Origin of the sequence: Herbaspirillum sp. CF444, assembly GCF_000282135.1 — a bacterium.
Taxonomy (GTDB): domain Bacteria; phylum Pseudomonadota; class Gammaproteobacteria; order Burkholderiales; family Burkholderiaceae_D; genus Herbaspirillum.
The window spans coordinates 21,952-33,054 of the sequence record NZ_AKJW01000074.1; the positions used below are offsets into that span (position 1 = coordinate 21,952).

An 11,103-nucleotide genomic window follows, 5' to 3' on the forward strand; every position below is an offset into this window, starting at 1 on the left:
TAGCGCCGCTACCCACTCCGATCACGCCGCCTTGCGGCGTATTTTTTTATCAGGCGCATCAGTCGGTTGCCCTGGCCGTTGCCATGCCAACGCGCCTTGATGCCACGCCACCAGTTGCGCCGCGCCGCGGTGAACGTCGCCATGCCGGCTTCCACATGCCGCCACGCCTGCGTCGCGCGCAGTTGCGCAATCATCCTGTCCTTGAAGCGCAGAACGGCGTCATGGCATCGTACGAACCAGGGCAGGGTAAGCAGCGCTTTTTGCGTCAGCGCGTAAAGTCGGGCAACCAGCGCGGTGCCGAGGACTTTGGCCGTGACGATGATGGCCAGCCCAAGCGTCGGGTGGCCGTGCGTGATGGACAGCAGGGCGAGGATTTTGACCGGCAGCAGCAACAGCGTGGGCAGAATGAAAATGGCCAATGCCGCGTAGGGCGAAAAATTGCCGATCCAGGATTCCAGGCGGGCAATGAAAGGGATGAGCGGCAAACGCGCGAGTACGCGCTTGCTGGCGTTCCACAGCCATTCTTCGAACAGCAGGAGAAGTGCTGCGGTATAAATGAAGGGTGCAAGCAGGTATTTTCTGATCTTGTGCGACAAGGATGGATCCTTATGGACGCGGAGGGCTTGCAAGACATATGTTGGGCAAGCGCCGGAAAAACAAGCCGTTCCGCATCACGAAAACATCAGGTCTTAAGATAATGCAGTTCAGTTAAGCCTATTGCCGTCTTTCATAGCTCACTGTCGTCCCAGCGAACGCTGGGACCCAGTGTCGTGACAACGGCCGATACGACGCTGGGTCCTGACTTTCGTCAGGACGACGGCGATGCTTAACTGAACGGCATTCCAGGTGCTAGCCCACCTGGCGCCGCTTGATCAGACTCAGCCAGCGATCGCCCCATTTTTCATCGCTCATGCAGGATGCGTAGTCGGTGACGGTGCGTGCGGCGCGCTCCAGCAACTGGATATCCGCCTCATGCTGGCGGGCAACGTGGGGATCTTCCAGGAACAGGACGCGGCGGCACTGATGTTCCAGGATCAGTTCGGCAATCTGCGCATCGCCGCCGAGCGGGCCGCTGAGGAAAGGCTTGACCCAGTTGCGTCCGGCTTCGCCCTTGATCTTCATCGCCAGTTCATTGAGCAGGCCGCCGGTGGTGCCGGTGGCGCAGCGGAAGGCAAAACTGTCGAGCACTTCGAAATGACGCTCGGCCAATGCCAGCATGCGCGATTTCATTGAATCGTGAGCGATCAGCGCGATGCCTTCGTTGCCGAGATTGAAGTAATTATCCAGCTTGGGATCGGGCGCAGCGCCGTTGGCGATCGCTTCCAGTTCAAACCACTCGCGCGCGCCGGCCATGGTCGACAGGAAGGGCTTGCCGTGGATGACGCACTGGCGCTTGAGCGCCACCGCTTCCGGGAAAGTGGAAGAAGGATCAACCGGATCAATCAGATAAATGATGGCGTCCAGCTTGCGCGCCGGATCGCTGTCGACCACGCGCGACACCAGCTTCATCAGGCCACCCTGGCGACCGTAGGGAAAACGCTCGATATGCGGATAATTCGGCAGCAGGCCGAGATGACCGATGGCGTCGAGCGTTCTGCCGACGACGACCAGTTCCGGTTGCAGGGCTTCGATGCGCGCGCGCGATCCTTGCAGCAACTGAACCAGCGCGGAATTCGGGGCGTCTTGATGGGCGCGGTTGGCGGCCAGACCGATACGATAGCGAGTGGTGGTGGACATGGAAATGGCTGATGGAGGCGTTGTTTTTGAGAGCTTGAATGTAGTGCGGACGTTGTCGCGTGAATATGCGTTATCAGCGAAATGCGTCCTCGGCGACTTTAACATACCGCTACAATGATGGACAGGCTGCAGGGCCTGCTCCCGGTGAATTATGCAAGCGAGAACATGAACAAAGCATTCGTAAAAGAGTCCGACGGCGATGACGACGACGAGCTGGCCTTGCCGGCGATACCGGCCGGCTCCAAGAATTACATGACCCCGGCAGGGCACAAGCGCATCAAGGATGAATTGCTGCACCTGATCGACGTCGATCGCCCGGAGGTCGTGCGCATCGTGCACTGGGCTGCTTCCAACGGCGACCGTTCCGAAAACGGCGACTATATTTACGGCAAGCGCCGCCTGCGTGAAATCGACCGGCGCATCCGCTTCCTGACCAAGCGTCTGGACATCGCCGAAGTGGTCGATCCGACCATCCATCACGGCAACGATCAGATCTTTTTCGGCGCCACGGTGACCTATGAAAATCAGGATGGCATCGAACACACCGTCACCATCGTCGGCATCGATGAGCTCGATCCGCTCAATGGCAAGATCAGCTGGATTTCCCCGGTGGCGCGTACGCTGACCAAGGCGCGCGAGGGCGATGAAGTGACTTTGCAGACGCCGGCCGGCGTCGAGCAGCTGACGATTCTGGAAGTCAGCTATCCGGCGCCGCCGGACTGAATTTTCCGATGCGCACCTGAAATCGCCCGCGGGATGCGCTTGCCGGCATGGATGCCGTGTTCAGTGGAACGGATCCTGCTTGGATCTTCCGGTGTCGTTTCCGTGATGTGGGTCTTCGATTCTTGCAACGCAGATTACGTTTTGATTGAAAAGGTAAGTCCATGTCCATCGTGTACGCCAGTCTGAATCATCCGCAACGCGTCGCTCTCGCGGCGGAAGTGCATTCGCGGCCTTTCCTGCATCTCAATGCGCCCGAGAGCCTCACTCATCTGGCCGTCTATGTGCGCGACCAGGCCGACGCCAGTCGCCACGCGCTCTTCCAGCATGCCTTGCTGACCGATCTGTGCGTGCATTTCGGCGTGACTGCGCCAGGCATGGACGCCAAGCATTTCTTCCACGATTTCGGGCGCTTTCGACTGAAGTGGGAATGCCATACCGAATTCGCCACTTACACCTTCGCGCAACATCACGAGTCGGCGCTGACGATAGACGAAGCATTCATCGAAGCGCCGCTCAAGCATGTGCCGCAACAATGGCTGCTGGCCTTGCAAGGCAAAATCATGGTGGCGGCGCACGTGGTGCTGGAGCGCGTGCCGAAGAAGGAAAGCGGTAGCTGCATTGCTCACATGCAGCGCCTGTTCGAAGGCAAGCTGTTGTCGTCGAGCAAGGTGTTGCAGGGCGGCGAGATCTGGACCGATTTCCTGATCCAGGCCGATGGTTTCAGTCGCTTCGTGGTGCGCGACATCGATTTGCGCGACATGCAGGGCGGCCGTCTGGCGCAGCGTATTCTGGAAATCGAAACCTACCGCATGATGGCCTTGCTGGGCTTGCCGCATGCGCAACAGGCGGCGCCGGTATTGAGCGCGATTGAAAGCGATCTGGCCGCGCTGACCGCGACCATGGTCGATACCGATCACGGCAATCCGGAACCGGCGCAGGCTGAGGATGAACGTATCCTGCGCAAGATCACGGGACTGGCTGCGCGCATCGAAAAGATGTCGCTGGAAAACAGCTATCGCTTTTCGGCCTCGCAGGCGTATTTCAGGTTGGTCAAGGCGCGCATTGAAGAATTGCGCGAAAACCGCGTGGAAGGCGTGCCGACCATCGGCGAATTCATGGAGCGGCGTCTGGCGCCGGCCATGGATACTTGCACCTCGGTGGCGCGCCGGCAGGAGGCGCTGGCCGAACGCATCGCCCACACCAACGATTTGCTGCGCACGCGCGTGGGCATCGTGCAGGAGCAGCAGAACCGCCAGATCCTTGAATCGATGAACGCGCGCGCCGCGCAGCAACTGCGTCTGCAACAGGCTGTGGAAGGCTTGTCGGTGGCGGCGATTTCCTACTACATGGTGGGTTTGTTCGGTTATGCCGGCAAGGCGCTCAAGGCGGCGGGCTTGCCGATCAATCCGGACATCGCCACCGGCGTGATGGTGCCGGTGTTTGCCGCCGGCGTCTGGCTGGGGTTGCGGCGATTGCACAAGACCGTGCATGACGCCTGAGCGTGAAAACAAAAAACCGGATCTTGTGGATCCGGTTTTTTATTGCAGAGACTGAAAATCAGACGTTGGCGCTGATCCGTTCTTGCGCTTGCGCGATGGCTTGCTTGCTCTTTTCTTCGCCCATGGCGACGCCTTCGGCGATCACCAGTTCAACATCGGTGATGCCGATGAAGTTCAGCACGCTGCGGATGTAAGTGCCCTGGAAGTCCAGCGCTTGCGCAGGGCCTTCCGAATAGACGCCGCCGCGGCTCAGGATCACGATGGCGCGCTTGCCGGCGACCAGGCCGACCGGGCCCTTGTCGGAGTAGCTGAAGGTGCGGCCGGCGCGGCAGACATGGTCGATCCAGGCCTTGAATGCCGATGGCGGCGCGAAGTTGTACATCGGGATGCCGATGACCAGCGTGTCGGCTGCCAGCAGTTCGTCAACCAGCTTGTCGGACAAGGCGATGATCGATTGCTGTTCGGCGCTGCGTTGGTCGGCAGGCGTGAAATAGGCGCCCAGCAGCGCTTCGCTGATGTGCGGGATGTCGGAAGTCGCCAGATCGCGCTGGACGACTTTGCCGCCCTGGTTTTTGGCTTGCCATTGTTCGACATAGGCGGCGCTCAGTTGGCGGGTAATGGAGCCGTTGAGACGGGCGCTGGAGTCGATGTGAAGAAGTGTGCTCATGTTGATTCCTTGGAAAGTTGCCTTGGATGAATAATCAATCGGGGTCGCAGGGAAGTAGCGATGAATGGAATATAAAGACTTTCCAATAACATCAATAGATGGGAGAATTTGATTTCACTAATCCATTTATCGGGTGAATCATGTTGGACCTTAACGATATCGCCGTCTTTGTCCATGTCGTGCGTGCCGGCAGCTTTGCCGCCGCCGGTCGCCGCCTCGGCATGCCGTCGAATACCATCAGCCGTCGTCTGCAACTGCTGGAAGAGAGTCTGGGAGTGCGTCTGCTGCAACGCTCCACGCGGCAATTGAACATGACGGCGGCCGGACGCGAGTTTTTCGATCGTTGCGCGCCGGGGATTGAAGATATCCAGCAAGCCGGCGCCACGCTGTCCGAAGGCAATCGCGAGCCCGGCGGCGTGCTGCGGGTCGCCGCGCCGGCCGATTTTTTCGACAACTTCGCCATGGAGTGGGTGGCTGAATTCATGCAGCGCCATCCCAAGGTGCAGCTGGAGTTTGTCCTCAGCGACGAGCGTGCCGACCTGATTGCCGAAGGCATCGACCTGGCGTTTCGCGCCGGGCAGTTGCCGGACTCCAGCCTGGTGGCCCGCAAACTCGGTGAAAGCTATCGCGGCTTGCTGGCCAGTCCCGCGTATCTGAAAAAGCACGGCATGCCGGCCTCGCTGGAAGAGCTGGCGCAGCACGATTGCCTGGCTGCCGCCAATACCGTGCAGGCCGCTTTGTGGCGTCTGGAAGGGCCGTCAGGCGCTGAAAGCATACGAGTCGTGCCGCGCCTGTGCATCAACACGGCACAGGGCTTGTTGCGCGCTGCCCGCGCCGGTCTGGGGATTGCCTTGCTGCCGGTGATGGTGGCGGCGGAAGACTTGCGCCGCGGCAGCCTGGTGAGCATCCTGCCGCAGTATCAGCGCGATCTGAGCGGTCTGTACGCGGTCTATCCCAACCGGCGGCAGTTATCGCTGGCGGTAAGCGCGCTGATCGATTTCGTGGCGGAAAAGGTCAGGCACGGGGCCTGCGACGGCAGTCACCGGGAGATGCAATTCGCCGTGCCGGAGGCGCAGAAGGAGCAAGAAGCGGCATAGGGCCGAGGGCTGAAGTCCGGCAAAAGGACGGATCAGAAGAAATGAAAAGGCGCGCGCATCGGCACCGCCTTGGAACTTGCGCTGACGTTTAGCTGCGTTCGCGCAGGATGCGGGTCACGCTGTCGATGCTGCGGATGCCGCGCATGGTGCGCGCCAGATGCACGCGGTCCTCCACCTGAATGGTGAAGCGCAGGTGCTTCATCGCCGGATCGCCGTCGTCATCCATGCTGACGGAGACGATGTGCGCATCGGCTTCGCCGATCTCGGCGGCGATGCGCGCCAGCGTGCCTTTCTGGTTATGCGCCAGGATGGTGATGCGGCATTCGAAGCGACGGTTCAGCTCGCCGGCCCAGGTGACTTCAATCCAGCGGTCGGGTTCTTTTTCGATATGCCGTTTGGCGGTTTCGCAATCTTCGACGTGGACGATCAACGCCTGGTCGTGCTTCAGATGGCCGATCAGCTTGTCGCCCGGGATGGGCAGGCAACAGGCGGCAAGTTGCACGGTCGAGCCTTCGTTGCCGGTGATGACGACCGGATCCGGTTTGCTCGGCATGACGTGGCCTTCGACGTCGAGTTGCGGGATCGCGCCGCCGCCATCGGTCATGCCCATGATATGGCGCGCCACCAGCGGCGCCATGCGCGTGCCGATGCCGATGTCGGCGTACAGTTCATCGATGGTCTTGGCGCTGGATTCGTTGAGCAGGCGTTCGATGATGGCCGACGGCAAGTCAGGTTCCAGGCCGAGCGTGTTCAGCGCATTGGTCAGCAGGCGCTTGCCCAGCGCTTGCGATTCGGCCAGGTTGACCGTGCGCAGGCGATGGCGGATCGCCGAACGGGCCTTGCCGGTGCGCACATAGCCGAGCCAGTTCGGACTCGGGCGCGACGATGGCGAGGTGATGATTTCGACGATGTCGCCGTTGTGCAGTTCGGTGCGCAGCGGCGCCGGTTCGTGATTGATCACGACCGAGGTGGTCTGGTCGCCGATGTCGGTGTGGATGCTGTAGGCGAAGTCCAGCGCCGTGGCGCCGCGCGGCAGGGCGATGATCTTCGATTTCGGCGTGAAGACGTACACGGAATCGGGGAACAGGTCGACCTTGACGTGTTCGAGGAACTCGGCCGAGTCGCCGGTTTGTTTCTGGATGTCCAGCAGCGATTGCAGCCAGGCATGCGTGCGCTGCTGCAGGTCGGTCAGGCTGCCTTCGTCGTCCTTGTACAGCCAGTGTGCGGCGACGCCGGATTCGGCGACGCGGTGCATGTCCTGGGTGCGGATCTGGAACTCCACCGGCGTGCCGTAGGGGCCGATCAGCGTGGTGTGCAGCGACTGGTAGCCGTTGAGTTTGGGGATCGCGATGTAATCCTTGAACTTGCCCGGCATCGGCTTGAACAGTGAATGCAGCGTGCCCAGCGCGACGTAGCAATTGGCGAAACTGTCGACCACCACGCGGAAGCCGTAGACGTCCAGCACCTGCGAGAACGACAGATGCTTGTTGCGCATCTTGCGGTAGATGCCGAACAGCGTCTTTTCGCGGCCGTCGACCTGGGCCGGGATGCCGGCGGCGATCAGCGTGCTGGTGACGGATTCGAGGATCTTGGTCACGACCTCGCGGCGATTGCCGCGCGCAGCCTTGACTGCCTTGAGCAGCGTGCGATGGCGTAGCGGGTAGAGATGCGAGAACGACAGTTCCTGCAACTCGCGGTAAATATTGTTGAGACCGAGGCGGTGTGCGATCGGCACATACACTTCCATGGTCTCGCGGGAGATGCGGCGCTTCTTGTCCGGCGGCATCGAACCCAGCGTGCGCATGTTGTGCAGGCGGTCGGCCAGCTTGACCAGGATCACGCGCACGTCGCGCGCCATGGCCAGCAGCATCTTGCGGAAGTTTTCCGCCTGCGCTTCGATCTGGCTCTGGAATTCGATCTTGTCCAGCTTGGACAAGCCGTCGACCAGCGACGCAACTTGCGCGCCGAAGCGTTCGATCAGCTCTTCCTTCCTGACGCCCTGGTCTTCCATCACGTCGTGCAGCAGGGCGGCCATCATGGCTTGCGCATCGAGCTTCCAGTCGGCGCAGATTTCCGCGACGGCGAGAGGGTGCGAGATGTAGGGTTCGCCCGACTTGCGCATCTGGCCGAGGTGCATCTCGTCCGAGAAGCGATAGGCTTCCTTGACCTTCTTCAGTTCGGAAGGCGTGAGGTATTCCTCGAGCTTGTGCGTCAGATGGGTAAACGTCGCCACGCCGCTGTGCAAGGCGGGAGCAGGGTTTGTTGCCGGGGGATGTTGCGTTTGCTTCGACGCCGAGCGTCCGGAAGACGCTCGGGTGGTGTTGCCAGTATTGCTAGATGCCGATAACGGAGAACCGAGGGTTGAATCTGTTGGTGTCAGGCTCATACGTTGGCGTCATCGGCAGCATGGACGTGGGTCAAACTCAGGCAGGCACTTTTTTCAGCATCTCGATACCGACCTTGCCGGCTGCGATTTCGCGCAGCGCCGTCACGGTTGGCTTGTCCTTGGCGTCCACTTTCGGCGTGTGACCTTGCAGCAGTTGGCGTGCGCGATAAGTCGCAGCCAGGGTCAGCTGAAAGCGGTTAGGGATCTGCTTGAGGCAATCTTCAATCGTGATACGGGCCATAAATACTCCTGATTACTTGGTTCTTACATGGTTCTGGTTCAGCTTAAATCAAGCCCGATCCAGCGCGGAGGCGGCAATACTGCTTGCTGCCTAGCTACTGGCATGGATGCCCAGCTGAGTGAATAAGAAAGTGTTGCGCGCGGCTTGTTGCGGGAAGCGGCAGCGGGCCGCTTTGACAATTGCTGTTAATTCCGACAAAGCGACTGCAAACTCTTGATTAATAATAACATATTCGAACTCCGGAGAGTGAGCGATTTCGCCGCCGGCCGCCAGGATGCGGCGTGTGATGACGTGCGGCTCGTCCTGTCCGCGTTTTTTCAGACGTTCTTCCAGCGCCGCAATCGAGGGCGGCAAAATGAAAATCCCGATCGCGTTCGAAAACTGCTTCTTCACCTGCTGCGCGCCTTGCCAGTCGATTTCCAGCAGCACGTCGGTGCCGTTGGAGATCTGGTCGGCGATCATCAGGCGCGACGTGCCGTAATAGTTGCCGTGGACTTCGGCCCACTCCAGGAATTCGCCTTCCGCCTGGCGCTTCAGGAAGTCGTCGGCGGTGGTGAAATAGTATTCGCGGCCGTGTTCCTCGCCCGGACGCGGCGGACGGGTAGTGTAGGAGATCGACAGCTTGATTTCCGGCTCTTGCTTGAGCAGCGCGTTGACCAGCGTCGATTTGCCGGCGCCGGAAGGCGCTACGACCATGAACAGGCTGCCGGAGGTGGGATTTTTTGCGGGCATGGAATGCTCTCTCGTCGTTCTGATTGAATGTTTTTATTAAATATAGGCGCTTATTTAAGCATTTACTCCAGGTTTTGCACCTGTTCGCGCATCTGGTCGATCAGCAGTTTCAATTCCATCGACGCGTCGGCCAGTTCTTTCATGGCGGCTTTCGAGCCGACCGTATTGGCTTCGCGGTTGAGCTCCTGCATCATGAAATCCAGGCGCTTGCCGACCTGGCCGCCTTTCTTGAGGATATGACGGGTCTCGGCCAGATGCGCCGACAGGCGCGCCAGTTCTTCGGCGATGTCGATGCGGATGCCGTACAGCGTGACTTCCTGGCGGATGCGCTCCAGCACCTCGTCACGCGGCAGTGAAGGCGTTGTTGCTCCATCCTTGCCATCTTTGGTCGCCAGTCCCAGCGCTTCCTGCATGCGCTCGGTGGCTTTTTGCTGGAACTGCGCCACCAGTTGCGGCACCAGCGGCGTGATGCGCGCGACGATCGCTTCCATGGCGTCGATGCGGGTTTCCAGCACCGCTTGCAAGGCAGCGCCTTCGCGCGCGCGGCTGTCGATGAAGGCCGTCAAGGTCTCTTGCAGGGTAGCCAGCACGTCCGCTTGCAGGGTGTCCTGGCCGATCTCGGCTTCTTCGATGACGCCGGGCCAGCGCAGCAGCTCGTTGACGGTCAGCGGCGCCGCCTCGGCGAATTGCTGGCGGACCTGGCTTTGCAAATCGGCCAGCGTCGCCAGCAGCGCCTGGTTGAGGGCCTGGCTGGAGCCTTCCGCCGCCTTGCGGCCGAAGCTGAGGCGGCATTCGACCTTGCCGCGCACCAGTTTGCTGATGATGGCTTCGCGCATCGCCGGTTCGACGGCGCGCAGGTCGTCGTTGACGCGGAACTGCAGATCCAGGAAGCGTGAGTTCACGCTCTTCATTTCAACGGTGATGGCACCGGCGGCGGTTTCGCGTTTGGCGACGGCGTAGCCGGTCATGCTATAAATGGTCAATCGATTCTCCGGATGTCGGCCGCTTCCGTTTGCATGAGCGGCCGGGATGATTTGCACGGAGCGCCGCAGCGCTTCCTTTACAAACCGGCAATTTATCAAGACAATGCCGGTGAAATTTTTCACGTCAATGAGGCGTGATTGTATTTGGGTTTGGATAGCGCATTGTAAAAAGTTTGCCGGTCCTGCGCCACTGCGCCATCAAAACCTGTTCTCCGGTATCGTCCTGAAAACAAACGTCAGGGCTTCCGCCACCGACTTCTAGAGGAAACACATGACTGACTTTCAACGTCCCAGCGGACGCGCCACTGCCGATTTGCGCACCGTCCGCCTGACGCGCCATTACACCAAGCACGCCGAAGGCTCGGTGCTGGTGGAGTTCGGCGACACGCGCGTGCTGTGCACGGCCAGCATCGAAGAAAAGGTCCCGGGTTTCCTGAAGGGCAAGGGGCAAGGCTGGATGACCGCCGAATACGGCATGCTGCCGCGCTCGACCCACACCCGCATGGACCGCGAAGCGGCCAAAGGCAAGCAATCCGGCCGCACCCAGGAAATCCAGCGCCTGATCGGCCGCGCCTTGCGTGCCGCCTTCGATCTGGAAGCCTTCGGCGAGCGCACGCTGCACCTCGACTGCGACGTCCTGCAGGCGGACGGCGGCACCCGCACGGCGGCCATTACCGGCGCCATGGTCGCTGCTTACGACGCGTTCTCGGTGTTGCTGGGGCGGGGCCTGATCAGCGCCATCCCGGTCAAGAGCTTCGTCGCCGCCATTTCGGTCGGCGTCTACCGTGGCGTGCCGGTGCTGGATCTGGACTACCTGGAAGACTCCGACTGCGACACCGACATGAACGTCGTCATGACCGATGCCGGCCATTTCGTCGAGGTGCAAGGCACGGCGGAAGGCGCCGCGTTCGATCGCACGACCCTGAACAGCTTGCTGGATATTGCCGACAAGGGCATCAAAGAGTTGCTTTCCCGGCAGAAAGAAACCTTGGGCCTGGCGAAGTAAACTGCGCCGATGTAGGGCCTGTTAACAATCAA

11 protein-coding genes are annotated in these 11,103 nt (G+C 60.5%); 4 read left to right on the forward strand and 7 right to left on the reverse strand.

The window, feature by feature from the left end:
- Positions 1 to 8: 8 nt before the first annotated feature.
- The gene (locus PMI16_RS17055; RefSeq protein WP_007881821.1) at positions 9 to 596 is read right to left on the reverse strand and encodes a hypothetical protein; all 588 of its coding nucleotides are present in this window, start codon (positions 594 to 596) and stop codon (positions 9 to 11) included.
- A gap of 253 nt (positions 597 to 849) precedes the next feature.
- Positions 850 to 1,737, reverse strand: a complete 888-nt coding sequence (locus tag PMI16_RS17060; protein ID WP_007881825.1) for a hypothetical protein — start codon at positions 1,735 to 1,737, stop codon at positions 850 to 852.
- A gap of 165 nt (positions 1,738 to 1,902) precedes the next feature.
- Here PMI16_RS17060 and greB point away from each other — a divergent pair, with 165 nt between their 5' ends.
- Positions 1,903 to 2,460 carry a transcription elongation factor GreB gene (gene greB / locus PMI16_RS17065; protein WP_034381060.1) on the forward strand — a complete coding sequence of 186 codons (558 nt, stop codon included), beginning with the start codon at positions 1,903 to 1,905 and terminating at the stop codon, positions 2,458 to 2,460.
- Positions 2,461 to 2,621: 161 nt separating this feature from the next.
- Positions 2,622 to 3,959 (forward strand): DUF3422 family protein, encoded by a 1,338-nt coding sequence (locus PMI16_RS17070; RefSeq protein WP_007881833.1) that lies wholly within the window; start codon positions 2,622 to 2,624, stop codon positions 3,957 to 3,959.
- A gap of 58 nt (positions 3,960 to 4,017) precedes the next feature.
- On the opposite strand, the gene PMI16_RS17075 is transcribed toward PMI16_RS17070, so the two are convergent.
- Entirely contained in the window at positions 4,018 to 4,626 is a 609-nt protein-coding gene (locus tag PMI16_RS17075; protein ID WP_007881834.1) for an FMN-dependent NADH-azoreductase, read from the reverse strand.
- Between the two features lie 140 nt (positions 4,627 to 4,766).
- Between PMI16_RS17075 and PMI16_RS17080 the strand changes: the two genes are divergently transcribed.
- On the forward strand, positions 4,767 to 5,723 hold the full coding sequence (locus PMI16_RS17080) for a LysR family transcriptional regulator (protein ID WP_007881836.1): 957 nt from the start codon (positions 4,767 to 4,769) through the stop codon (positions 5,721 to 5,723).
- An 88-nt stretch (positions 5,724 to 5,811) separates the two neighbouring features.
- On the opposite strand, the gene PMI16_RS17085 is transcribed toward PMI16_RS17080, so the two are convergent.
- From PMI16_RS17085 to PMI16_RS17100, 4 genes are all read right to left on the reverse strand, one after another.
- Positions 5,812 to 8,109 carry a RelA/SpoT family protein gene (locus PMI16_RS17085; RefSeq protein ID WP_034381046.1) on the reverse strand — a complete coding sequence of 766 codons (2,298 nt, stop codon included), beginning with the start codon at positions 8,107 to 8,109 and terminating at the stop codon, positions 5,812 to 5,814.
- A gap of 37 nt (positions 8,110 to 8,146) precedes the next feature.
- Positions 8,147 to 8,350 (reverse strand): DNA-directed RNA polymerase subunit omega, encoded by a 204-nt coding sequence (gene rpoZ / locus PMI16_RS17090; protein ID WP_007881846.1) that lies wholly within the window; start codon positions 8,348 to 8,350, stop codon positions 8,147 to 8,149.
- 90 nt (positions 8,351 to 8,440) lie between these two features.
- Positions 8,441 to 9,082 (reverse strand): guanylate kinase, encoded by a 642-nt coding sequence (gene gmk / locus PMI16_RS17095; protein ID WP_007881848.1) that lies wholly within the window; start codon positions 9,080 to 9,082, stop codon positions 8,441 to 8,443.
- Positions 9,083 to 9,144: 62 nt separating this feature from the next.
- A complete protein-coding gene (locus tag PMI16_RS17100; RefSeq protein ID WP_007881849.1) occupies positions 9,145 to 10,050 on the reverse strand; it encodes a YicC/YloC family endoribonuclease in 906 nt (301 codons plus the stop codon).
- Between the two features lie 286 nt (positions 10,051 to 10,336).
- Between PMI16_RS17100 and rph the strand changes: the two genes are divergently transcribed.
- Positions 10,337 to 11,071, forward strand: a complete 735-nt coding sequence (gene rph, locus PMI16_RS17105) for a ribonuclease PH (protein ID WP_007881851.1) — start codon at positions 10,337 to 10,339, stop codon at positions 11,069 to 11,071.
- Positions 11,072 to 11,103 lie beyond the last annotated feature (32 nt).